At 58.8% G+C, this 24,868-nt stretch carries 22 protein-coding genes; all 22 read right to left on the minus strand.

Translation table 11 applies throughout. The features are described from left to right. A partial coding sequence (gene rpsA / locus ABIZ35_RS18800; protein WP_348221456.1) for a 30S ribosomal protein S1 occupies positions 1–1,573 on the minus strand: 1,573 nt, incomplete at its 3' end. Between the two features lie 120 nt (positions 1,574–1,693). Then, a complete protein-coding gene (mutM, locus tag ABIZ35_RS18805; RefSeq protein WP_348221457.1) occupies positions 1,694–2,521 on the minus strand; it encodes a bifunctional DNA-formamidopyrimidine glycosylase/DNA-(apurinic or apyrimidinic site) lyase in 828 nt (275 codons plus the stop codon). A gap of 86 nt (positions 2,522–2,607) precedes the next feature. Continuing rightward, positions 2,608–3,711: a Zn-dependent alcohol dehydrogenase gene (locus ABIZ35_RS18810; RefSeq protein WP_348221458.1), complete on the minus strand. Its 1,104-nt coding sequence runs from the start codon at positions 3,709–3,711 to the stop codon at positions 2,608–2,610. Positions 3,712–3,782: 71 nt separating this feature from the next. Beyond that, a complete protein-coding gene (locus ABIZ35_RS18815; RefSeq protein WP_348221498.1) occupies positions 3,783–4,949 on the minus strand; it encodes a DNA double-strand break repair nuclease NurA in 1,167 nt (388 codons plus the stop codon). Between the two features lie 21 nt (positions 4,950–4,970). Then, positions 4,971–5,942 carry an SIS domain-containing protein gene (locus ABIZ35_RS18820; protein ID WP_348221459.1) on the minus strand — a complete coding sequence of 324 codons (972 nt, stop codon included), beginning with the start codon at positions 5,940–5,942 and terminating at the stop codon, positions 4,971–4,973. Between the two features lie 200 nt (positions 5,943–6,142). Then, positions 6,143–6,982 carry a 3-deoxy-8-phosphooctulonate synthase gene (kdsA, locus tag ABIZ35_RS18825; protein ID WP_348221460.1) on the minus strand — a complete coding sequence of 280 codons (840 nt, stop codon included), beginning with the start codon at positions 6,980–6,982 and terminating at the stop codon, positions 6,143–6,145. A 114-nt stretch (positions 6,983–7,096) separates the two neighbouring features. Further along, entirely contained in the window at positions 7,097–8,056 is a 960-nt protein-coding gene (locus tag ABIZ35_RS18830; protein ID WP_348221461.1) for a hypothetical protein, read from the minus strand. A 232-nt stretch (positions 8,057–8,288) separates the two neighbouring features. Next, a complete protein-coding gene (locus ABIZ35_RS18835) occupies positions 8,289–9,170 on the minus strand; it encodes a hypothetical protein (protein WP_348221462.1) in 882 nt (293 codons plus the stop codon). Positions 9,171–9,409: 239 nt separating this feature from the next. Then, positions 9,410–10,486, minus strand: coding sequence for a glycosyltransferase family 9 protein (locus ABIZ35_RS18840; RefSeq protein WP_348221463.1), 1,077 nt, complete (start codon positions 10,484–10,486; stop codon positions 9,410–9,412). Beyond that, positions 10,483–11,679 carry a glycosyltransferase family 9 protein gene (locus tag ABIZ35_RS18845; RefSeq protein WP_348221464.1) on the minus strand — a complete coding sequence of 399 codons (1,197 nt, stop codon included), beginning with the start codon at positions 11,677–11,679 and terminating at the stop codon, positions 10,483–10,485. The genes ABIZ35_RS18840 and ABIZ35_RS18845 overlap by 4 nt, the downstream gene beginning before the upstream one ends. Before the next feature lie 72 nt (positions 11,680–11,751). Continuing rightward, a complete protein-coding gene (locus ABIZ35_RS18850) occupies positions 11,752–12,339 on the minus strand; it encodes an SIS domain-containing protein (RefSeq protein WP_348221465.1) in 588 nt (195 codons plus the stop codon). A 5-nt stretch (positions 12,340–12,344) separates the two neighbouring features. Then, positions 12,345–13,487, minus strand: coding sequence for a glycosyltransferase family 4 protein (locus ABIZ35_RS18855; RefSeq protein ID WP_348221466.1), 1,143 nt, complete (start codon positions 13,485–13,487; stop codon positions 12,345–12,347). Next, positions 13,484–14,017, minus strand: coding sequence for a D-glycero-beta-D-manno-heptose 1-phosphate adenylyltransferase (gene rfaE2 / locus ABIZ35_RS18860; RefSeq protein ID WP_348221467.1), 534 nt, complete (start codon positions 14,015–14,017; stop codon positions 13,484–13,486). Before rfaE2 ends, ABIZ35_RS18855 begins: the two co-directional genes overlap by 4 nt. Continuing rightward, entirely contained in the window at positions 13,989–15,065 is a 1,077-nt protein-coding gene (locus ABIZ35_RS18865) for a glycosyltransferase family 9 protein (protein ID WP_348221468.1), read from the minus strand. Before ABIZ35_RS18865 ends, rfaE2 begins: the two co-directional genes overlap by 29 nt. Before the next feature lie 29 nt (positions 15,066–15,094). After that, positions 15,095–17,176, minus strand: a complete 2,082-nt coding sequence (locus ABIZ35_RS18870) for a glycosyltransferase family 9 protein (RefSeq protein ID WP_348221469.1) — start codon at positions 17,174–17,176, stop codon at positions 15,095–15,097. A gap of 33 nt (positions 17,177–17,209) precedes the next feature. Next, positions 17,210–18,307, minus strand: a complete 1,098-nt coding sequence (locus ABIZ35_RS18875) for a glycosyltransferase family 9 protein (RefSeq protein WP_348221470.1) — start codon at positions 18,305–18,307, stop codon at positions 17,210–17,212. After that, positions 18,276–19,232 carry a lysophospholipid acyltransferase family protein gene (locus ABIZ35_RS18880; protein ID WP_348221471.1) on the minus strand — a complete coding sequence of 319 codons (957 nt, stop codon included), beginning with the start codon at positions 19,230–19,232 and terminating at the stop codon, positions 18,276–18,278. Before ABIZ35_RS18880 ends, ABIZ35_RS18875 begins: the two co-directional genes overlap by 32 nt. Continuing rightward, positions 19,229–20,380 carry a tetraacyldisaccharide 4'-kinase gene (gene lpxK, locus ABIZ35_RS18885; RefSeq protein WP_348221472.1) on the minus strand — a complete coding sequence of 384 codons (1,152 nt, stop codon included), beginning with the start codon at positions 20,378–20,380 and terminating at the stop codon, positions 19,229–19,231. Before lpxK ends, ABIZ35_RS18880 begins: the two co-directional genes overlap by 4 nt. After that, entirely contained in the window at positions 20,377–21,063 is a 687-nt protein-coding gene (locus tag ABIZ35_RS18890) for a lysophospholipid acyltransferase family protein (protein WP_348221473.1), read from the minus strand. The genes lpxK and ABIZ35_RS18890 overlap by 4 nt, the downstream gene beginning before the upstream one ends. Then, positions 21,060–22,853, minus strand: a complete 1,794-nt coding sequence (locus tag ABIZ35_RS18895; protein ID WP_348221474.1) for an ABC transporter ATP-binding protein — start codon at positions 22,851–22,853, stop codon at positions 21,060–21,062. The genes ABIZ35_RS18890 and ABIZ35_RS18895 overlap by 4 nt, the downstream gene beginning before the upstream one ends. Further along, positions 22,846–23,454: an isoprenylcysteine carboxylmethyltransferase family protein gene (locus ABIZ35_RS18900; RefSeq protein ID WP_348221499.1), complete on the minus strand. Its 609-nt coding sequence runs from the start codon at positions 23,452–23,454 to the stop codon at positions 22,846–22,848. The genes ABIZ35_RS18895 and ABIZ35_RS18900 overlap by 8 nt, the downstream gene beginning before the upstream one ends. A gap of 24 nt (positions 23,455–23,478) precedes the next feature. After that, a complete protein-coding gene (locus ABIZ35_RS18905; protein WP_348221475.1) occupies positions 23,479–24,861 on the minus strand; it encodes a hypothetical protein in 1,383 nt (460 codons plus the stop codon). Between the last annotated feature and the right edge of the window lie 7 nt (positions 24,862–24,868).

Below are 24,868 nucleotides of genomic sequence, written 5' to 3' on the forward strand. Positions count from 1 at the left end.
GACCGCCAAGAACGTCAGCCAAGCTGGTTCCGAAGGTCTCCTCACGCTGGTTGGCGCGGTAGTTCTTGTATTCCTTGTAGTCATCTTCCACGTCGCCGCCGTAGTTCGAGTCGCCTCGGGACCGGCCGCCGCCACCGCCGCCTTCACGGCGACGTCGCTCACGGCTCGGATCGGGACCACGATCGGCTCCGCTGCGCGGGGCGTCGTTGCGGCCGCCTTCGGTCGCGCGGCCTTCGCCGCCACGCTCGAAGCGATCACGGCCTTCGCGGCCACGGCCGCCGCCCATGTCGGGCTCGGGAACGTACGGTTCGCGCGGCGTCGCCGATTCCACCATGCGGCGGATCGACAGCGTCATTTTGCGCTCTTCCGGACGCATCTCGATAACCTTGGCCTCGATTTCGTCGCCAGGATTGACGACGTCGCTCGGCTTGGAGACGCGGCGATCGGACAGTTCGCTGTTCGGGATAATGGCTTCAACACCATCTTCCAGGCTGACGAAGGCGCCGAACGGCACCAGGCGGGAAACGGTCGCTTTGATCGTGTCGCCCACATTGTACTTGCCGGCGACTTCCGACCACGGATCGGGAAGGATCTGGCGCAGACCAAGGCTGATGCGGTTCTGATCCAGCCGAAGCTTGAGGATCATAACGTCCAGTTCCTGGCCGTTCTTCACCACTTCGCTCGGATGCTTGATCCGGGACCAGGACATCTCCGAAACGTGCAGCAGGCCGTCGATACCGCCCAGGTCGATGAAGGCGCCGTAGTCGGTGACGCGGCGAACGATACCCTTACGGACATCGCCTTCCTTCAAGGAGTTCAGCGTATCGGTCTTGCGCTGCTCGCGCTCTTCCTCGGTCGCCAGTCGATGGGACAGGACAACCTTGCGGCGGTCGCGATCCACTTCGATGACCTTGAGCGGAATGCTCTGGCCGACGAACTTGTCCAGGTTCTGGTGCTTAAAATCACCGGAGCCGACATGGGAGGCGGGGACGAAGCCCCGGATGCCCAGATCGACCACGAGACCGCCCTTGACGCGCTCGCTGACCATGGCGTGTAGGATCGTGCCATCGTTCATCGCCTCGATGACTTTGTCCCAGGCCTTTTCGAAATCGGCGCGCTTCTTCGAGAGCAGCAGATTGCCGTCCTCGTTGTCACGTCCGATCACGACAACCTTGATCGAGTCGCCGACTTTGACGACATCCTCAATATTATCGTAGGGCTCGCGGGACAGCTCATTCGGGCGCACGATGCCTTCGCTCTTGCTCCCGACATCCACGAGAACGCCATCCTTGTCGATATGGACAACCGTGCCCACAACGACGTCGCCTTCGGAGAGCTCTTTGAACATGCTCTCGAAGTCGGATTGGTTCACGCTTCCAGCGTCGCCGCCAAAAGGAGTGGACGGGGCGCTTGCGGGGGCCGTGGGTGCGGCTTTCGCCGCTGGGACGGACGGCGGGGTCCCTCCGACTCCAGCCGCAGGCGCGGTGGTCTGCGCGGTGGCCTCGGGATTCGCGTCCGTCGCCACTGGGGTGGCCTGTTCGCTCGTCACAACATCTTCAGATACGGCCGACATAGTTTCGTAGTGCTCCTCAGCAGTGGGATCTTCAGATCCCAGAATTCGATAATTCAAGTACAGTTTTTGTTCTAGGAGAGTTTAATGTTCAATATTCCGGATCGGCGTTCTCCCAAACGTCTAACCCTGGCACACCGGGCAGAAGACGGTTCCCCGTCCCGCTACCCGAAGGCGCTCCAGTATCGCTCCGCAATGGTCGCACGGCTGTCCGCCTCGATCATAGACTTGCGGCGTATAACGGCCCGCGTTGCCATCGGCGTCCACGTAATTGTCGCTCAGCGTGCCTCCGTCTCCGGTGGCCGCCTCCAGCACCGCACGTATTTGTGCGCGCAAGCGCTCGACATCCCCATCGCTCAGCGAACCTGCTACACGCGTCGGCCGAATTCCGGAACGAAACAGCGACTCATCCGCGTATATATTACCAACACCCGCCACCACGCTCTGGTCGAGCAGCGCAGCTTTGATCGTCGTGCGCGCTTTTCTACGAAGCGCATCCGCGAAGGCAGGCACAGTAAAACTTTCCGACAACGGCTCCACGCCCATGGCCGCAAGGCCGGGATGCGATGCGAGTTCCTCCGAATTCATGAACCGGATCTCACCCCAGGTCCACATATCGTGAAAACGCATCTCGTCGGAACCGTCGATCTCCAGAGCCACCGCCAGATACTTATCGACCGGCGTATTCACCGGGACAACAACAATCTGGCCGCGCATCTTGAGATGCAACAGTAAATAGTACCCAGAATCTAACGAAAAAATCAAGTATTTGCCGCGACGACCGATGGATTCAATCTTGGAGCCATGGATTCGGGCGAGAAACTCGTCCGGATCGTCCACACTCCCCTTCACCATCTTCGAAACCAGGACACGGCCGCCCGTGATGGTTCGTCCCGTCAAACGGCGCTCCAGCCCTCGCCTCAGCGTCTCAACTTCCGGCAGTTCCGGCACTCAACTTGCCTTTCCAACATTCAGGGTCGCCCTGTTAGTTCACCCACGACCTTCACGTTTCCTCCTCCATTTGCGTCAAACGCAAATTAAAAGAGAATTACGCTTCGAAGGACGTCCCCGCCCTCCATCGCATGGAAGGCTTCGTTCACCTGATCCAGCGTGGTTGTCGCGGTCACCATTTCGTCCAGCTTCAATTGCCCTTGCAGATACAGCTGGGCGAGTAATGGAAAATCATTGGACGGCAATGCATCGCCGCAGTGGCAGACCTTGATCGTCGCCTTGTTCCAGTAAACGCCGGTGTCCATGTTTCCAAAATTTAAATTGACGTGCTGCTCGTCCTCGGGGAGGCCAATATGCACGGCCGTTCCCGCATACGCCAGCGACGCAATCGCCTGCTCGATTGTCTTCGGGATGCCCACGGCTTCATAGGCGAAATCCACACCGACGCCGTCCGCGATCTCGCGCACCCGCGCCACCGGATCACCCTCGGACGCATTCACCACATCTGTCGCGCCGAAATCCTTCGCCCACTCCAATTTGCGCTCGGACAGATCGACTGCGATAATTCTTTTTGCATGCGCCAGCTTCGCGCCCTGGATCACAGAGATTCCCACGCCGCCGCATCCAAAGACCGCGACATTTGCTCCCGCGAAGACCGGCGCGGTATTCAGCGCCGCCCCTACTCCCGTAATAACTCCGCAAGCGATCAGACACGCCTTGTCGAGCGGCATTTCCGCCGGCATCTTGATCGCCGCTTTTGCATGAACAATCGTATGGGTGGAAAAGGTTCCGCAACGCAGCACCTGCGCAAGCAGCGCGCCGTCCCGCTTGCGGCGAATGCGCTGCTTGGGACGCAGCGCGACCCAGCAGCGGCGCGGATCGCCCCGCAGACACGCCGGACATTGCTCGCACGGCGCACGGTACGCAATCACCACCGGATCGCCGGGCTTCAGATTCGTCACGCCCTCGCCGACCGCTTCAATGATCCCCGCGCCTTCATGTCCGAGCAAAATCGGAAACGCCATCCCCATGCCATTCATATTCTTGACATGCAGGTCCGTGTGGCAAACGCCCGATGCGACCATCTTGACCAGCACTTCGCCCGGTCCGGGATCTTCCAGCGTGATGTCTTCCAGCTCCACATCGCGTCCCGCCTCGTTCAGCACTGCGGCGCGTCCTTCATAGGGCATCGTGTTCGTCTCCCGCCAAAAAGTATGTTCGTGTCATTATAGTCTTGAATAGGTGATCCGTCAACCGCCCCTCATAGCACCCGTGTCCTCTTCGCCAGGGCCTTACGCGTTTGCAGTGCGGGGATGTTATTGCGGATCAAGCTTTGCTCCAGCAAGTGAAAGAACGCCTCGCGGTCCGGGCCGCGCACCACCGCGCGCTCGTGCGCTTCGCTGAGCGCGACCGGGTACCCCTGCCCTTTCGCCGATTGGTCGAAACAAAGCACATGCACGCGGTCGAGCATTTCGGGGTTTTCGGCGACCCAGGCGGGGATTTCGACACGCGCGATCTCACCACCGGTGTTGAGATAAAAGAACGAAATCTTTTGCGCTTCGGGATATTGCTTGAGCGTGGGCGAAGCGCTGCCGAATACGGGCGAGCGATCACCGGGCTGACTGAGCAGAACCGAGAAGAGCTGGGCGTCAGTCACGCCGACCAGTTCCCGGCATAGGGCTTCCAGGCCGTGGGCGCAGCCGTCGCCGCAGAGGGTCAGGCGAAGGGCGCCGACCAAGTCACGATGAGCGGGGCGGCTGACATAACCAGCGACGGGAGTTTTGCATGTCTGCGCGGCTTCGAGCATCTGGCAGAACTCGGCGATCACCCGTTCCTGCTCTTTATCCGATTCGCCCTGGGAGACATAAACAATGAGAGGGTCGTCGACGAGGGCGATTGCATGACGCTCGTGGTTCTCGGCAATCAGCGCAGCGAGGGCCGCGCTTTCAGCCAGCAGACGGCGATTGGCGATCATCTTTTCCGACAGAGGGATCGTTTCACCGCGATCGTCCTTGGGATAGATGTCCTCATCCTTGTAAAACAATGTCGCCTGCGACGACAGCCGGGGACGATCTCGTCCGCCATAATGCAGCACGATCTCGCCGACATTGATTAGATAACACTGGGCGATGGCGTGCCGGTCGAGCGGGATCTGAGAGCCATCAGTCGCGATGGCGGTGTAAGTCGTGGGAGCGATGTAGGGAAGCGGATGCGCGGCGGCGGGCGATTCGTGGCCGCAGGCGGCCACGAGCCAGGAGGCTTTTTCGCTGGGCGTTTCGATCTTCGTCTTTGCAGCGGACCATTCTTCGCCGTCCAGGCGCGCCTGGCGCAACGCGGTCGCCATTTGCGTCGCGACTTTCTGATAGCGCCGCTGCGCCTCGCCGCCGACCGCGCTGATATCCGCAAGCACTTGATGGAGGTCGAGCATAAGCAATTATAGCACAGCCGGCTAGCGCGCCGAATAGAACGCCGCCCAATCGGCGAGATACACCGCGCCCCACAATCGCTCCAGCGCCGTTTCGCCGTCGAGGGAGATTTGATGGCACGGGCCGCTCATCTCGCGCGCCGCGACTTCGGCCTGACGCGTCAGCGTCGGCGTTTCTTCCCCTTCGTGCAGTACGATCCCGGTAAAGTCAGCGCCGCCCGCAATGTGCGCGGCCGGTCCGGCGTTCAGATAGCCGAGAGGGCTGGGCAGCTCATCGTAAAGCGCGAACCGTTCGGCGACCGTGCGAAAACGCGAGCGCCAGGCGCGAGCCGCCGCCGCCCCGATTTCACCGTTGCCGAAGACAACAGGAGTTGTGTCCTCCAGCGCGGCCGACAGCTGGCGCGCGGGGTTGGAATCGGCGGATTGCTCCGGAGCAAAGGCGCGGCGCTGGCGTCGCAGCAATCCCAGCGTTTGGTTGGCCTGCGTCTCACCATCCATTAGCCGCAGGTCCACCGGCATGAAGACGCTGCTGAACCCGCCCCACAGCGCGAAGAACAGCGCGGCAAGCTCAATAGTGGGCGCGAGCGCTTCCTCGGGCAGGCGGACCTGCGGAAACTCCTGAGCATCCGCCATCTCGATCAAACGCCCGCCGCCGGCGATCACCGCAATCGATGCGCCGCGCTCAGCCGCGTCCGAAAGAACCTGCACCGGCTCCTCCGCATCACCGCTGGCCGACAGGACAACCACCAGTGTATCTCGCCCAGCGTACGCCGGAAGCGTCGGCTCCGAACACACAAGCACAGGCGCGGCCAGCACATCACGCACGGAGGCCGCAAAGAGCTCGGCCGCCAGCGCGGCTTCTCCCACCCCGGCGATTACGACGGAGCGAATGCCGGAACGTCCCACGAACGCCGAGCCGCGCTGCGATTTCTGAAAAACATCGGATGCGACATCCGGAATGCGCTGAAGGTCATCAAAGAGAGAATTTCCGGCCATTATTTCCTCACGGCAATCCATTGACCACGAGATTGCCGGCGATTGAACGCCCAAAGGGCGCCCGGCCTAGAAGTGCACGATGTCCACCTACGTGGACTCCAGAAAACAAACGCTTGCGATCACGTTCTCTGGAGTGCCCGGAGGGTGGGCGCCCTTTGGGCATCGTGCACTTCTAGGCGCGGTTTTAACCGCCGGCAATCTTATTTCGCTACTGCCCGAAGCGCCGGCTTCACGATTGCATCAATCGCCACGGCCTGCTCCAGCAGCCCACGCAGATCTTTCAAATGCAGCATCGTCGCCGCGTCGGAAAGCGCGTGTTCGGGATCGGGATGCGCCTCAATGAACAGGCCGTCCACGCCCGCCGCCACCGCCGCGCGCAGCAGATGCGGGATGAACTCGCGCTGGCCGCCGCTGATCGTCCCCAGGCCGCCAGGCTGCTGTACGGAGTGCGTCGCGTCAAAGATCACCGGGTATCCCAGCCCGCGCATTATGGGCAGAGACTTCATATCCACCACCAGAGTATTGTAGCCGAAGCTCGCCCCACGCTCGGTCAGCAGAAGGTTGGAGTCACCCGCCCCAACGACTTTGTCCACAATGTTCTTCATATCCCAGGGCGCCAAAAACTGGCCCTTTTTGACATTGACGACCCGTCCCGTCGCGGCGGCGGCCAGCAGCAGATCGGTCTGGCGGCACAAGAAGGCCGGGATTTGCAGGACATCGACGACTTCCGCCACCGGCGCGGCCTGCCACGATTCATGGATATCCGTCAGCACCGGAACGCCGAACTCGGCCTTGATCGCCGCCAGCACTTCCAGGCCCGCTTCCAAACCCTTACCACGAAACGACGCGCCCGACGAACGGTTCGCCTTGTCGAAGCTCGCCTTGAAGATATAAGACAGGCCAAGATCGCGGCAGACCGCGCTCGCCTCCGCCGCCACCTCGCGGCAGAGATCGAGACTTTCAATGATGCACGGTCCGACGATCACGGCAAGCGGGTTCCCATCGCCGATCCGATAATTCTGGAGATTGACTTCGTTCATACACTTCCTTCAGCAGCGCGGCAAAAAATATGGCAGAAGATGCATTATGCATCCCCTGCCATATTCCATAGCGAAGCGCGAAGCTCCTTCTTTGCCGGTAAGCGAAAGCTGAAATTAGTACTGATATGTCTCGTAAATTAAATTAGTCGTGCTAAGGAGATCGACATACACCTTATTGTTAAACACAGACGACGATACTGGCACATTGTTAAAAGTGTAGCCACTACCAGGAACCTCCGTATACCCTGTCCAAGGAACGTTGTTGCTTCCACCAATTACAATTGCCCCAGTAGAGCTGTAGTAAATATGCCCATCTGTACCGACTAGGAACAGTTGGATCGCACCATTGTAAACGGTAGCAGAGACAGCAGCATGTGTAACCGCAGCTGGAGGAACTGCTCCATATCCTGACCATGTTGTTCCGTTAAAGACTGTAAGATAGGGCTGACCATTTGTTCCTACAAGGAAAAGATACAGAGCATTGGCGGTAGTAACAGTTGTGACATTTGTATTTGTAAGGCCATTATCAGGAACTGCGCTGTAAGTCGTCCAACTCACGCCATTGAATTTTGTGAGATAAACATGTCCATCAGTCCCAATAAGAAATAGATACAGCTGATTGCCATACACTACTGAAGACGTTGAAATCAAATAAGGTGTCAATCCGTTATTCGGAACAGAGACGTAAATGGACCATGACACGCCGTTATAAGTCGTATACGAAATGTGTCCAGCTGTATCTGTAATGAATAGATACAGCTTGTTGCTATAAACAACCGGATTTATAGCAGCGTAGGTAACTGCATTATTGGGTACAGAAAGTCCAACACTTCGAACAGTCCCATTATATGTCGAATATCGAATATTGCTATTTGAGTTCACAGCAAAGGTATATTGGACGTTGTTGTATACCACCTGACTGCTAATCAACGGCGTAATCGCTGTATCATAGTTAACGTAACTACCTGTCCATGTGGCATGAGCTTTTAACCCGGTCATTGCCAGAACGCTGATTGTGCATGCAGCGAGAGCGACGGACTTTGCGAAAAACGATGTTTTTCTCAGTTTAGACATTGTGACCACCCTTAAATATAGTTCGATTTAAGAGTGTAGCATATAATGAGGCGCATTTAATGTTAAGAAGGTATTAAATTTTACTTTTTTTCTGTATTCAGATCCAATATTTTATTGTACTAATAATATGTTAACACCAGCATTTATTGATGTAGCAAACGGTAAACCACATAGATTGACAACAATAGCGGGCGGAGCAGAGCTCCGCCCGCTATTATTTCGATACCGCCGTCTATTTTCCCTTCACGTTCACACCAGCGGATGGCGCCAGGTGGTAAGACTTCAGAGTAAAGGAAAGATGCTCGGTGCCAACTCCAGGAAGCTGACGCGTTAGGTTTTCCTTAACGAAAGATCCTAATTGCGGAGCCCACCATGCCGTTCCATCAATAGTAATTCCCTGCGTCACATAGTGAGCCGAAACAGAACACTTGAATGTTGAGAACTTGCCGGCTCCAGTATTAACATCTTCCTTACCGACGACCGCCATCGCAAAATGCTCATGATTAAGGATAACTTCCGTCCATTCATCCGGCACGGCAGGCGGGACAGGCGGGTCGCCTGGGCCAGCCGGCGTACCTTTAATAAATACGCCACGCGCGCCGTAGCTATTGTCCGAAGCAAACCCGGTGGAGTCGTCAAAATTCACGGGAAGAATTTGCTGCGAGCCGCTGAATGATCCCTCAAATTTATTGAATGGATCCGCATACTCCTCATTCCCATCAATGTCGCGGGTATCACTTTTTTGAAAGATCCCGTTACCGCCGTTAACGATGTGCGAGACGTTGGTTTCGTTCTCACCGAAGCCGCCATAATAGCTCAGGGACATGCTTTCGGTCAAACTTATGCCGACACCTCCGTCATAAACGCCAATGGAGCGCGTGTAGTTGCCGTCCTTTAAGCGGATTGTGCTGCCGGCAGTTTGGACAATGTCCGCTGTCACGGAGTAATTCCAAGAATCCCCGGGCATAAAGTTACGCAGTGCGTTTGTAGCGGGCGTCGCCGTCCCGCCGTTGTCGCCGCCTCCGCCTCCGCCGCCGCACCCGGCGAGGCCGGTAATGGCGGCTGCTGCCGCAATGAGAGAGAGAGTTCTGGTCATGGTATCACTAGCGCGCAATGATTTCCTCCTGGCGAAACGATGCTCGATTATTATTCGTTGGAATGGCGTGGTCGCCGTGACTTGGGAAACTTCATACCGGATTGGCGACCGACATGAAGTCGGCTCGAAAAGCTGGATAATTGTGTCGACAATGGAAGGTCTGCAACAAGCAAGCACAATCCAAGTCTAAATGCCTACTTATTATAACATAGGTTTTATGAAGGCAAGCGAAGTAAGCGGGCAAACATTCGTAATATTTACAGGCTATCTTTGGAAAGTGCGTTTTCGACGCATTCTAGAACTTTCGCAGGGGATATTTGAGTCATGCATCGCATGAAATCCTCACCTTTGAGCGGGCAGGAGGACTTGTAGCAGGGCGAGCAGGGAACAGTGTCATCGTAGAGAAGAACATTACGCCCGAACAGTGGCGCATTGTCTTTTGGGCGCGTGCTTCCATAGATGCCGATCATCGGAGTATCAAGCGCCGAGGCAATATGCAAAATGCTTGTGTCGCCCGTGACAACCACGGCGGCGCGATCCACCAAAGCAGCAGTTTGCCTTACATTCGGCAAAGCGCCCGCCGCCACAAGAGGATGAGCGACTTTGGCGCTGTCCGCGACACTCTGCGCGAGCGCCCGCTCGCCGGGACTGCCAGTGACAACGATGTTGAACCGATCCGCCATTGCATCCGCGACTTTGGCAAAATGAGCCGCCGGCCAACACTTGCTGTCCTGGCTAGTACCAGGATGCAAGAGTAAAACGGGCTTGCTGGGATCGTAGCCATCGCTTGCGCTCAAGAAGTCGTCGGCAGACTTATGGTCTTCGGGCGTAATTCCGACAACCATTTGCTTCTCGAAAGGAGCGGAAATGCCGAGAGCCGCAGCCGCCAGCAAATAGTGCTCGGTGTTATGCAGCCACGGGTCACCGGTCCGAGGAATGGTTTTCGTGTAAACTCGTCCAATCAATCCCTCCCGTCGGCGCGGAAAAAGGCCGATACGGATCGGGGCCGCATTAAACCACAGCGACCACCACTTCTCCGCAGTCAAGTTGATGGAGATGTCGTACTTTGCGGCGTTCAAACGGCGCCGGAGCTGCGTGGAAACCTTCAAATATGGGATAATCTGACCATAACGGTAGTATCGGCGCCACGACGCGGAATCGAAGGCAATCACTTCATCGATAAACGGCGTGCCTTGTAACAATTCGGCGTACTGGCGCTCCACAAGCCAGGTGATATGGCAGCCGGGATACTCACGGCGCAGCGCGCGCAGGATCGGCGTGGCCATGAGGATATCCCCCAAAGCCCACATCTTCGTAATCAGAATTCGCTTCATGTCCGCCCGACGCCCTCGACCGGAACAGATGAAAGGAGCTTTTCGGAAGCGCTCAGCACTTCTTGTACTGTTAGCAGCTTCATGCACAGCATATGATTTTCACCCTCGTTGCCGCAGAACTTCTGGTCGCATGGACCACACGGAACGGGATGGCTCAAGACAATGCCCCTGCTGTTCTGAGGCGCATACCATTGGGGCCCGGTGGAGCCGAAGAGCGCAATGTTCGGCGTTCCCACGGCGGCGGCCACATGCATCGGGCCGGTATCGCCGCTTACGAGAAGGCTGGCGCGGGCAATCAGCGCCGCGACTTCACGAAACGTCATCACACCCGCCGCTGGGATGGGCGGATGCTTCATTTGCGCGGCGATCGCCGCGATCCCTTCTGCTTCGCGCTTACTGCCGATCATCACGATGGGAAGCCCATGACGCTCCGCAAGAGTATCGCATAGGGCGATGTGCCGCTCGGCGGGCCAGCACTTCGAGGGCCAGGTCGTCATGGGAACATCCACAACAAAAGGCTGCCCTTCTTTAACCCCATGCCGCTCTAAAAACGCAGTGACCGCCCCTGCGTCTTCCGCCGTGAATCCCATCGTCATTTGCTTGTCGTCGGAAGGCGGGAGGCCAAGCGCTTTCAAGGTCAGAAAGTACTGATCGATTCGATGGTCGGGCAGTTCGGGAAAGGCGTAGGCGTACGTGTACAGCTTCGTCCGCTTGCTCGTTGGCTTGTCTTTATTGTAGCGGCGAAACGTGTCGAAGACGCCGATGGTGATCGGCGCGTTCAACCCTTTCAGCATCAGCGGCCACTCCTCTGGTTGAAGTGAGATGAAGATGTCACAATTCAGCTTACGGAAGGCGCGCAAGCCGTGAAAGGCGCGCCAGAGCCACTTTACATAATTCGCCTTTCGCAATGGACGCTTCCAGTAATGGCCGTCCCAGCGAATAAATTCATCGATATAAGGGCTTGCGTCGATCGCCTGGACTTCGGAATGTTCGGCAATCCAAGAGATAAAGGCGTTAGGATATGCACGGCGCAACGCCGCCAGCAGCGGTGTACCCATCAGGATATCGCCAAACGCTCCAGCGCGCATGATCACGATTCGATGAGACGCCTGCTCACGCGTGACGGAACAGCGCTGTGTGAGAGTGTTGACGGGAGTGAGCGGCGGAAGAAATTGCGGAGCCTGATGGATCATAACGCACGGCCCTTTAAGACATGACAGCAGCCGTAAGAGACGATGAATGTGGAGACTATCTTTGACACGGTTCTATTTTCGGAGAGACATTCGGTCTCGAACTGAACAATACAGCGCATGACCAATCGCCATATGGACATCTTCCACAAGCTGCATGCTGTTGGAATGGACAATAATATTACGCCGCGCCCGCTGTGCGAGCTGACCGCCTCCATATCCGCTCAGACCGACCGTATCCGCGCCGATCTCATTCGCGGCGTCCACGGCGGCTAGGATATTGGGGGAATTGCCACTGCCGCTGATCGCGACCAGCAGATCGCCTGGCCGCAGCCAGCAGCGGGCCTGACCGGCGAATACATTCGCGTAACTCGTATCATTGCTCCAGGCTGTGAGCAGAGGCGTCGAATCTGTCAATGCCAAGCATTCCCATGGCCGCCCGCCGAGCAGGTAGCCGTTCTTCTGAAAATCGGCCACCAAATGGCTCGCCGTGGCGGCGGAGCCGCCATTGCCGCACAGCACGAGCCGAGCAGACCGGCTGTAGTTTTCCCAAAACAGATCGCCGACCAGCGCGACGTCCGCCTCGTTCACCTCGCCAAGCAGTGTCTGCAGCTGCGCAAAATATTGCTTGTAAGAAATCGAGCTGTCCTCCACATCTTGCATTGGCGTTACGACGCTAGCGCCTTTTGGTACGCGCCGGAGCCGCGCGCCTTGTCGAATTCGCGCTGGTAAAGCTCTTCGATCTTATCGGTCATGACGCTCAAAGAAAACTTTTCCACGACCCGCGCATATCCCGCCTGACCCATCGACTTGCGCAGGAAGGCGTCGCCCGCAAGGCGACCGATCGCCTCGGCAAGGGCCGGAGCGTCGGAGGGAGGCGCCAGAAGTCCGGTCTCTCCATCCACAATCATCTCGGGCGTGCCGCCGGCGATCGTGCCGACGACTGGTTTGGAGAGCGCCATTCCCTGCTGCACCACAGCCGAACATGGCTCGTTCCAGGTCGACGGCACCGTCACAACATCCATCGCCGAAATGGCGTTGTTCACATCGTCACGAAAACCGGCGAAAATAAACTTGTCGGCGACACCCATCTCGGCCGCGAGATCCTTGATCTTTTGTTCATCCGGACCGCTGCCGATGATGACATAGCGGAGAGGATACTTATCGCCTAAAATCTTCGCGGCTTCCAACAGGACCGTGTGGCCCTTCTCCGGCGCGATCCGGCCAACGATCCCAACGGCGACATGATTATCCGGGATTCCCAGCTCTTTGCGTACGGTTTTAGCGTCCACAGTCGTCTTGGCGAAGGCTTCCACATTGGTGCCATGGTGGATCGTCTCCACACGGTCCGGCGCCACGCCGCATTTGATCAGCGTATTGCGTACGGAATTGGACACGGTGACCATCCGCGTGAATAAGACTTTGCTGTAGAGCATCGTTCCGAAACGGCTCTTAAAAGGGTACGGCATGTGGCGGGAGAGTATCCGAACCGGAACGCCTTCTTTCAATGCGGCGAAGCCGGGGACGACCATATCCAGGCTCCAATGCACGTGGACAATGTCGATCTTATGGTCGCGGATGATCTGGCGAAGGCGGCCGTAATCGCGCCAATCCAGCTGACGCTCGACGGTGGCGGACGCCGTTTTGAGGCCCATCTGCTTCGCACGCTCCTCGACCCATTTGCCGGGCCGGCACGCGATGGTGACATCGTAGCCGCGCTGGCGTAATTGGTCCGAAAGATTCAAAATATGAAGCTCGGTCCCGCCCCAGCTGGCAAAGCTCGACGCCACTTGTAACACAGAAAGACTCATATCGACTTGTTTTCCCCACCCGTCTTTTCCGCGCCGTACGCCTCGCAGACCTTCGAGATGATATTGGTAGTAGAGCGTCCCGCGATCAGGGACAGGATGCGAACCTCGCCGCCGTAGCCGCAAACGACCGGGGTCTCGGGCAGATCCTCCAAACGATAATCCCCGCCCTTGACATAGAGAGCAGGCTTCACAAGTTCAATCACCGGCACGGGCGTGCGCGAGCCAAACGGGACGACATAGTCCACGACGGCCAGCGCCGCCAGCATTTCCATCCGTTCGTCTTCCGAGACAATTGGACGAAGATCACCTTTGAAGCCGCGCACGGAGGCGTCGGTGTTCACGGCGACGATCAGCGCATCGCCCAGCGCGCGGGCTTCCGCCAGATAGCGCGCATGGCCGACATGCAGGATATCGAATACTCCGTTGGTGAAGACGATCTTCTCACCCGCCGCCTGCCTCGCCGCGACGATGGGCGCCAGCTGCTCAGCAGTCAAACATTTTTCACGATACCATGGGAAGACGCCGTCCACGATTTCTCCTCACGCTCCACGCGAGCCGTTCCGTCACGGCGGCGATCACGTTTTCGACGCTCAAATTCTGCATGCACATCACGTCGCCACGCGCACAGGTCCGGTCACGGCACGGAACGCAGCTCAGCGTGCGGTCGATCAGCACGGTCGCGTCCTCGCCGACCGGCCCAGTGCGATCCGGGTCCGCCGCGCCGCTCAGCACCACCATTGGGGCGCCGACCGCCGAACCGATATGCATCGGTCCCGTGTCACAGGTCAAAAATGTATTGGCGCGCTCCAGGAGCGCGCCCAGTTCTTTTACCGTCAGTTTACCGGCCAGATCGACGATACGCGCATCGGCGCCCGCCACGGCGGCGGCGAGGCTGACTTCATCCAGTCCATCCATCACCGTCAAAAAGCTGCGCGGCGCTCCGGTCACCATCACCAGGCAATTAGGCATAGCGGCGAAGTGCGCGGCAAGCGCCTGAAAACGATCGAGCGGCCAGCGGTTGATCGGACGAGACGCGGCCGGATTGATCACCAGCAGCTGTGCATCCTCCCGCCATCCCAGCGCGCGCAGCTTCACGGATAAGCTCTCACGCGCAGCATCTGGTACGACGAAGTCCATATGACGGTCCGGGACTTCGGCAATGCCCAGAGCGCGCAGTTCTTTTGTAAAATCGTCGATCGCATGGGCCACACGGCCCGTGCTTGGGTCCACGCCCATCTGCTTGCTGAAGGTCACACGAGTCTTGGCCCCCGTCGCCCATGCCATCAAAAACGACTTGGCGCTCGGGTGCAAATTGACTACGAGGTCGTACTTCTCGCGCGACAATCGCCATAAAAACGGCGCAAAATGATCCAGGCGGGAGTCCACGCCGCGTTTGTCGAAAACCAGTACGCGCCGGACCAAGGGATTGCCCGTCAGTGATTCCGACATACCGCCGCCCACCACGAAATCGATCTCGATGCCGGGAAAGGCATCGGCGAGCGCGCGGATGCAGGGGGTCGCGAGCAGGATATCCCCCATCCCGCCAAATCGGATAATGAGCGCTCTTCGAAATTGCATGGGGCTACCCATTATACCAAATGTAACGCTTACTTCGCAAGCGACGACGCTTCCAGCAGACTGCGCGCGGCGGCCACGACGGGCTCCACGGCGATCCCATCCATCTTGCCGTTGGTGGATTCGATGACGCTGCGGCGCTCGCCATAGTTGCCCCATTTGCGCGGGTTGGTCGGGCCGAACAGCGCCACGGTCGGCACGCCAAGCGCCACCGCTGAATGCATCACCGCCGTGTCGTTACCGATAAAGAGGCCTAATTGCTCGATCAGCGCAAGCGATCCGCGCAGATCGCATTTCCCAACAAAGGAAACCGTACGGCGCCGCGTCTCCTCCGTACAACCCGCAAGCATGGCGTCGGCCGACGCCTGCTCGTCCGGACCGCCGACCAGCACAACGCGCGCATTCGGATCCGACGACGCCAGAGTGTTGGCGACCGACGCGAAGTTCGCCGGGCTCCAGCGCTTGCCGGGAAGACTGGCGCCGGGCTGAACGCCGATCAAGCGCAGGCCAGCCCATCCCCACCCCAGCGCATCCGCCAGGCGCTTTTCGGCTTCGGCGCGCTCGTCGGGATTGATCCACAGCTCCAGTTCGGAGTTGATCTCCGTTTCCGGCGCCACGGAGCGCAGTACATCGAAGTAGCAGGCGATCTCGCTCTTCTCGCGGTCGTATGGCACACGCTGGCTGAGCAGAGGGCCGCGGCCCTCGCAGTCGAACCCCGCGCGGCCGCGGGAGCCGGCGAACCAGGTCAGCAGCGCCGAATGAAACGATCGGTTCAAAATCAAGCACAGGTCAAAATGGCCCCGATGGACACGTTTGACAAAACGCCAGAAGGCGCGCTGTCCGTGATCCCGCTTATTTGGATCGAACTCGATAATCTCGTCGAGATACGGGTTGTTCTTCAAAAGCATGCGGGCGTTGCGGCCGGTGAGCAATACGATGCGGGCGTCCGGCCAGCGGCGGCGCGCGGCGCGAAAAACGGGGATCGCCAGCAGCGTGTCGCCAATGAAACGAAACTTCGTGACGATCAAGATATGCTTCGGCGGCCCGTCCAGGATCGGTTTGGCCGGAGGATTGCTCGTTCGGGATGCAAGACCGGCGTGAGGACGCGCCGCGAGCGGCAGCGAACGCATGGGATTGTCTCGGCGCAGCAGCGAGCGAACGGCCAGCGCGGCCTCGTCCGGAGTAATCGCGCGCATGCAGTCAAAGCGCCCTTCGCATGTAGGATGATTGCCGCAGGGAGCGCAGTGCAGCGCCTTATAAATCGATTGGGACGCTTCGTCATACGGCCCGGTAATCTTCGGATCGGTGGAGCCAAACAAAGCGACGACCGGCGCGCCGACAGCGGTGGCGAGGTGCATCGGCCCCGAGTCGGCGCTGAGCAGCACGCGACTGCGGCGCAGAAGCGCGGCGAGCTGAGGGATCGTCGTACGTGAGATCAAATTGACCGGTTTCGCCGACCGGACCTGGCCCAGCACATCAGCCGTCAGCGCCTCGTCTTCCGGCCCGGCGCCGATCAGCACCAATTGATGGTCCGCCAGCTGATCCAGGACGGCGGCGAAGTTCTCCGCCATCCATCGCTTTTGCGGACGGGTCGCGCCGACATTCACCGCCACCAGATCACGGCTCAGATCGATGCCCATATCCGAGAGCAGCTGATCCGTTTCGATCACGGCCTGCGGATCAACCGTCACCGTGAGCCCGCGGCGAGTGGGCCGCGCTTCGTTGGGAACATGGACGGTGTCGAGCATGGCGTCCGCCATATGAACGGCGTTGGTGTGACGGAGATCGGTCAGAAACCGGTTCATGCCACGATTGGCCTGACCAACACGCACTGGCGTCCCGGCGAGAAACGCCGTGACCGCATAAGCGGGCAGCGGCGGCAGGATCACGACATCGGTATATTTGCCCCGTCGCAGGGTCTGGAAAAGCTGCTTGCATCGCCCCCAGCTATCGCGCGCCGTGCGGGGAATGATGCGGTCGATATCGGGGTTGCCCGCCAAGACGCCGGCCGCCGCCCCAGAACCGACGATCGTGTCGATCTGGGCGTCCGGATATGCCCGCCGCATCGCCGCCATCGCTGGCGTCGTGAGCAGTGCATCCCCGAGATAGTTCATGTTAACGACCAGGATCTTACGCATAATTTAAAACTAAACCGGCTTGGCGGCTGTTGCCAGTTCGCGCTCCACCGCCTCAAGCGCCATGTCAGGTGTGATCGCGCGCATACAGTCGACGCGGCCATCGCAGGTCGGTTTTCGATAGCAAGGCGAGCAGGACAGATGCATATTCAAGACAATATTTCGGTCGCCATACGGTCCCGTGCGGTCCGGGTTTGTTGCTCCAAATAATGCGACGGTGGGCGTTCCCACCGCGACGCCCATATGCATCGGCCCGGTATCGGCGGTCACCAGGACATCGCAGGCTTCCAAAACCGCCGCCAGCTCGCGCAGCGACGTGGTTCGACCGGAGACGTCCACGATCGGCTCAGCGGCGTGCATTTTGATCTTGACCTGACCAACCACCTCAGCATCTTTGGCGTCACCAACGAAGACAATGCTGCGTCCCTGTTCGATCAGGGTCTCCGCAAGATCCACCCAGTGCTCGATCGGCCACTTCTTATATTCCCAGGAAGCGCCGACATTGAGCGCGATGCGCGGGCGACTGAGTGAGCGGACATCCGCCAGAACATCCGAAGCAATCCCGTCTGTCAGATAATGCTGCGCTGGGAACCCGCCTGACAGGGGGGGGGCGCCGAACAGTGATGAGAAACCATAGAGGATATCGACGGCATGGCGGTCGCCGTGCTCCCCACCCAGCTTGGCTGGAACAATCGGATGCGTCATGAAAAACGCGTTGCCTTCACGATTGCGATCGATCCCGATGCGGATCGGCGCGCCGGACAGCCAGGTCAGCAGACCACTGAGTCCCAGGCCCTGCATGTCCAGAGCGCAATCGTAAGGCCGGGCGTGCAGATCCCGGCGGATGGAAAACAGGTCGCTCATTGTTGGCTTGTTCGGAACGACGTGCAGGGCGTCAACGATGGGGTTTCCTTCCAGAACGCTCGCGCAGCGCTTGCGGACGACCCAGCCGATTGAAAGTTCCGGACGCGCCTTCTTAATCGCCTCCACCGCAGGCAGAGCATGGATAATGTCGCCGATACTGCTCGTCTTCACGATCAGCAGGCGTTTGACCCCGTCCAGTGGCGGCTTCTGAATATTAACCGGCGATGGGACTTGAGGGAGTGTCATGTTGCCTTGTTCGCGCCGCATATTCCTCGGCCAGATGCGTCGGCGGCGGAACCTTCCATCGGTCGTGCATCCATAGCCACTGTTCCGGATGCTTGCGGATCACGTCCTCGATCACCGCCGTCAGATCCGCCATAATCCGAATGGAGTCGCGCTCCGTATCCCCCGTGGACGTGATGTCGATTTCGGGCCGAAGCTCCATCCGATATGTTCCATCCGGCTCGCGAATGCAAAACATCGGCAGGATCGGCGCTCCGGTTTTGAGGGCGATCACAGCCGGTCCGGCCACGGTGCCAGCGAGGCGGCCAAAGAATGGGACAAAGACATCCTCGGACTTTTGATCCGGCAGGATCGCGATGATGCCGCCCTTGCGCAGCCGCTGGAGCAGCGCTTTGGGCGAGGCGCCGCGCGGGTGGACGACGTATCCCCCATTTTCGCGCAGCTTGTCCGTAATCTCGTTGAACGCCGGATCGTCGCTCTGGCGGGCGACCACGGCGAACTCGTAGCCCTCCAGCGCCGCGCGACGCGCGAGCAGTTCCCAGTTGCCGAAGTGCGCCGTCACCAGGATCATGCCCTTGCCCCGAGACAGCAGCTCTTCGATATAGGCGTAGGAATCGGCCTTCACGAATTTGCGCAATTGCTCGGGCGTCAGCGTCGGCGCCTTCAAAAACTCGACCAATGTGGTCCGTGCGAAGTGCTGAAATACTTTTTTGATCAGCGCATGCCGCTCTCGCTCATTCATCTGATCACCGTAGGCGGCTTTCAAATTCCGGTCGGCGACATTGCGATAACGCGCGGACATTTTGTATCCGAGAGACCCCATCGCCGTCGCCCACACCAGCGCTGGCTTCCAGGGGACAAGACGCAGTCCCCAGAGAAGCGTGCGAAAGGTATTCCGAACGAAGGCTTGCCAATACCGCTTTTTCATGCGCTTATCTGTACGTTCGGCGCGGCGCGAAACACGCGGCGCTCAATTTCTTCCATAAAACGCGCTTCTTCTTCGACCGCCATCGCGATCCGAAGCGCATAAGCCGGCGTGGAGTTCGCCGAGGTTACGGCGCTCCACTTCACGGCGTCTTTTTCCGTCATAACGATCGCTGCGGCGCCAGAGCTCGAAAGCTCGGCTTCGACGACGCGCACATCTTCCGCGGTAAACGGATGGTGATCGTCATGAACCAAAAATGCGGCGATCTCGACGCCCGCTGCAAGCAGCGTCTGACGAAACGACTCTGGCTGCGCGATTGCCGAAACTGCGACGACTTCGACGCCTCTCAAGGTTTCCAGCGGCCGAGTTTCCGAGCTGTCGCCCCCAACACGAACCCAGGACGACGGCGCGTGCGAAGCGAAAAACAACGGCGCGCTTGGGTTCAAACGTACGGCTTCAGCAACTAAAATCTGACGAGCATCAGAATTGATACGATCCGCGCGCGTCGCGACGATCATTCCAGCCCTCGAAAGATGGCGCTTGGGTTCTCGCAATAGTCCGCGCGGCAAGGGATATCCATTGTCAAACGGGCATTTCGCATCCAGAAGAACGATATCTAGATCGCGCTCCAACTGCCAGAACTGAAAACCGTCGTCCAAGACTAACGCATCTAACGCCCAGCAGCGCAGAGCCTCACGTCCTGACAGACGCCGATCTTTCCCCACTAACACAGGAGCAGTCGGGCACATCGCCGCAAGCAGAGTTGGCTCGTCGCCCGCCTGCGCGGCGCTGAGTAAAACCTGACCGTCGCCGTCCGAAACGTGGCGCACTGAATGCGATTCGCCGCCATGTCCGCGGCTTAGAATAGCAATGCGCTTTCCTGCAACAGTTAAGCGATCCGCAAGATAGGCCGTCATCGGTGTCTTGCCGGTTCCACCGACCGTTAAGTTGCCGATGCTGATCACGGGAACCGGAAGACGCGCGCGTTTTCTAATACCAAAACGCTCCGCGCCGAGGTACAGTTCCAAGCCGCCATCGTAGAGCGTCGCCAGGCCGGCGAGCGCGCCACGCGCCGCACTGGGTCCGGCGCCGGTGGACGGGTTCTCGGCGGCGATCGCCCTCAGCAAATACTGCTCCAATCCCGAACTCATCGCCGCGCGGCTCCCGCCGACTGCGCGGTAGGAACTTTCCGCCCGACCATCCGCTCCGCTTCGGCTTCCAGGGCGTCGATACGCTCCCCCATGACCTGCGTCCAGTGCTGCTGCTCTTCCTCGCTCTTAGCGTCCGACGGAATGTAGATCGGATCGCCGTAGAGCATAACAGCCTTCGAAAACGGCATTGGGATCATATACTGATCCCATGTGTTCAGCAATTTGCACGATGATGCGCCGATGCCCACCGGGATAATGGGACAGCCCGACTTCATCGCCAGATAGACGGTGCCGGTGTGGGCGCTGCGGCTGGGGCCTCGCGGACCATCCGGCGTATGCGCCAGCACTCCCCCGCCCTTCAGGGCCTTGATTAGCTTCAAGGTCGCTTCGACAGCGCCCCGCGCCGAAGACGATCCGCGCACGATGTTGAACCCAAAGCGCTTGAAGATCCAATACTGGTACTCCCCATCGCGCGAGGTCGAGATCATCGCCCAGTAGCTGCGGCGGTGGAACCGTGTGATCGGCAGCAGGGTCCGGCCATGCCAGGTGGCCAGAATGACTCCTTTTCCGGTTTCACTCCGAATCTTCTCCACTTGATCCTCCCGCACAGCGCGCAGATGGACAGTTCGTGACACCGTCCAGGCAAGCACGGCGATGATCAGGGAAAAAAAGCGTTGTTTCATAGGGGCGCGCTAGCGACCGGCGTCTCGGCTTCCCACCGATACTGCGTTTCGTACAGCTGTGAATAAATGCCGCCGGGAATCCGCAGCAATTCCGCATGCGCTCCCGATTCGGCAATCCGGCCGTTTTGCATGACGAGAATGCGATCGGCGTTGACAATCGTAGAGAGCCGATGCGCGATCACAAGCGTTGTGCGCCCCTGCATGAGCTCATCCAGCGCCTGCTGCACAAGTGTTTCAGACTTGTTGTCCAGCGCCGAGGTCGCTTCGTCCAGAATCAAAATGCGTGGGTTCTTGATCAGCGCCCGAGCAATGGCCACACGCTGCCGCTGGCCGCCAGAAAGTTGTTTTCCACGTTCGCCGACAATCGTATTGTACCCGTCCGGCAAAACATTCGGGTTCGAGATAAAGTCATGGGCGTTCGCAGCCCGCGCCGCCTGCTCCACCATTTCATCCGTAGCGTCGGGGGTCCCGTAAGCGATATTGTCGCGGATCGTCCCGCCAAACAGCATCGTCTCCTGCGGCACGATGGCGATATGCTTGCGCAGCGAGCCAATCGTCACGGAGCGCAAATCATGTCCGTCCACCATCACCGAGCCACCGTCAGGATCGTAGAATCGGGGAATGAGATCGGCGATCGTGCTCTTGCCCGAACCGGTCTGACCGACCACCGCGACGACTTCGCCGGGCTTCATCGTAAAGCTAATATCGCTGAGGACAGGCGTCCCAGGCACGTAAGCGAAGTCCACATTTCGGAACTCAATGAGTCCCTGGACTTCAGGCAATGTCAGGGCGTCTTCAGCGTTGCGGATATCTGGTTCGACATCGAGCACATTATCCATAATACGCTCGCTTGCCGCTCGGATTTGCTCCCAGGTAACCTTCGCTCCGCTCAAGCCGTTCAGGCCAACCGCCACCTGATTGAGCAGCCCAATAAAATACACCAAATGCTTGAAAGACAGCTGCTGGCTAACGACCAAGTTACCGCCGACCCAAAGCGCAAATGCAATTCCAATCGCGCCGATCACATCGACGCTCGGCTTGAGATTTGCCTGGCGACGCATACTCTCCATAAACAGCTCTTTGGCGTTATGGTTCTCTCGATCGAAGCGAGCGATCTCATGCTGCTCTGCGGAAAATGATTGGATCACACGGATACCGCTCAGCGTCTCTTCCATGATTGTATTGACGTCAGAGAGTTTATCCTGCGTGCGCGTGGTAATCTGCTTGATCTGCTTGGTAAGCCAGTTGATGATGGCCGCCATCAAGGGAATGACGATCATGGCCGCCAGAGAAAGCTTGGGGGAGATCCAGATGCAAATGGCGATGCCGCCAATCACTTGAAACGGCGCCGGCGCCAAATCCTTCAAGCCAGCGATAGCGTTTTGCAAAAGCGGCACATCGTTGTTGATAGTTGACATCAGCGCACCGGTCCGCTGCTTATTGAAGAAGCGAAGCGAGAGGCTCTGCAAGTGGGCGTAGATCGCGCTGCGCAAACGCAGCCCGAGCCGCTGCCCGGCTTCGGCGAAATAAACCATTTCCCCGTAGACAAAGAACCAGCGGACAATATACACGCCGACAATGGCAAGGCTGTAAATATTGAGTTTCGAGGCGTTGCCGGCTTTGAGCGCATCGAAGAGATCCGCCATGATCTTCGCGCTCAGCAGCCCCGTCCCACCCAAACCAATCGCCGAGATCATCGCGACAAACAGCAACCACTTATCGCAAAACAAATAGACGCCGAGGAGCCGGCGCACACGCCGAGAAAGATCAGCGTCCCGAGATTTATCCATGTTTTAACACCAGTAGCCGACAAACAGTCAATGCAATAACGAACACTACGGCAAACAGGGCCGAAAGATGTTCCCGATTATTGATCGCTTGCGCCCAGGTGTATACGCCGTCGCCGCGCGTGCGCGGGCTGAGGGCCGGGATAATGCGGGGAACACGTCCAAGATAGTCTAAGTACGGCTGACCAAACTTAACCTTCAGGAAGCTTTCTTCAAAACGAATGGCGGCCAAATGGAAGAGAAAAAATAACGCCGTCATGGCGATCACTCCACCCCACCCCAGCCCCGAAACCAGGCCGTAGCCAATTGCAAGCAGCAGCGAACCGAAGTAAAGGGGGTTGCGGACATAGCCGTAGGGACCGCCGGTGGCGATCACAGCGTCCTTGGAGATATAGCCGGCCGCCCAGAATCGAACGACTTCCCCTAAGAATACTAGAACAATCCCAGCAATGAAGGCGGCGTCGAGATGCATGCCGGGGCGAACCAGGACAACGGCGGCCATCAGCAGAAGCGGAATGAGCCAGGTGAACATCGTGCGGCGACGCACGAGAAAAGGAGGCCGGCCGACGGGCGGCGTGTTTGTCGGATTTTCAGAACTTGTCATGCGGGTCAAAAAGTTAAAGCGTCCCTAACGACGCGGATGGGTTTCAATGAGATCGAGAAGCAGTTTCGCACTGCGATCGACCCCGCCGGGCTCGCCCAAGACGCGATGCACCAGCTCGGTCACACGGTTTTTCATCGACATCAAGCGCTCCGGCTGGAGCAGAATGCCGACAGCGAGTTCAGAGATCTTCTCCGGGGTGGCGTCGTCCTGCAGCAGTTCCGGAAACAGCGCTTCCTCCGCCATGATATTTGGCATACCGATATGCGTCACTCTCAGGCTGGGCTTGCGCAGGCGATACTCCATCGCCATCAGGCTGGAGACACGGTAAACGATGATCATCGGCTTGTGCAGGATCGCGGCTTCCAGCGTCGATGTGCCGGACTTTGTAATCACCAGATCGCTGCGGCTCATGACATCGTAGGTCAGGTCTTCGGTAATCACCAGCGGGGCCTGGTTCGGGATCGTCCGCTCTCGTAGCGGATGCGCTTCCTCTTCAGAGGGCGCGGGAAGCGTCAGCCCCTCCGTCGTCGCCATCTGGGGAGAAGGCGTGGGAAGCGTCGAATGCGCGATTTGCGCCAGCTTGTCGCCCGCCTGATGCATGAATAGCTGCAAACGCGCGGCGCGGCCGCCTTGCCGCTGCTCACGACGGATCATTTCTTCCACATAGGCGCGCGGCGCGGACGGAGCGAGAGCGAGCACGAACTGCACGCCAGGGATGCGGCGGGAGATCTCCCCAGCCGCGCCAATCAGCGGCGGAAGAATATGGGTCAGCTCGAAGACCCGGCTTCCCGGCAGCAGCGCGACGATCGGCCGTACAGGGTCCAGACCAAAGCGCTCGTAAAACTCCTGATCGGTCATCTGCGGCTTGACGAGATCGAGCAGCGGATGACCAACAAAATGCGCGTCCGCGCCGCCGCTGTTCAGATAGTCCGCCGACCATGGGAACGGAGTGACGATCCGGTCCGTCGCTTCCGCCAACTTGTTTAGCGGACGCTTCGGCGATATGGGGCGCGTGTTCTTGCGCCACGATCCGGGCGGAAAATAGTAAAAGACGGGACAGACGCCACGTTTTTTGACCCATCGGCCGATCTCAACGTTGAATCCGCCGGAATCGATCAGCACCAGAGCGTCGGGCGGATTGGCCTGAAGCGCGCGCTTGATGTTCGCACGCACGCTCAGCAAATAAGGGATATTGAGCAGCGTTGCGGCGATGCCGATACTGCTCCACGGCTCGCTGTTGTAATGCAGCTTGACGCCGGCGGCGACCATCAGCTTGCCGCCAATGCCCCACGCTTCGACGCGGCGCGGCGCGGTTTGGCTCCTGAGCGCTTCCAGCAGCGCTGCGCCCTGCCGGTCGCCGGAAGATTCTCCGGCGACAATGGCGATTGTGATCGGTCGCTCAGACATACGGATG

This window comes from Capsulimonas sp., assembly GCF_039929585.1.
Taxonomy (GTDB): Bacteria; Armatimonadota; Armatimonadia; order Armatimonadales; family Capsulimonadaceae; genus Capsulimonas.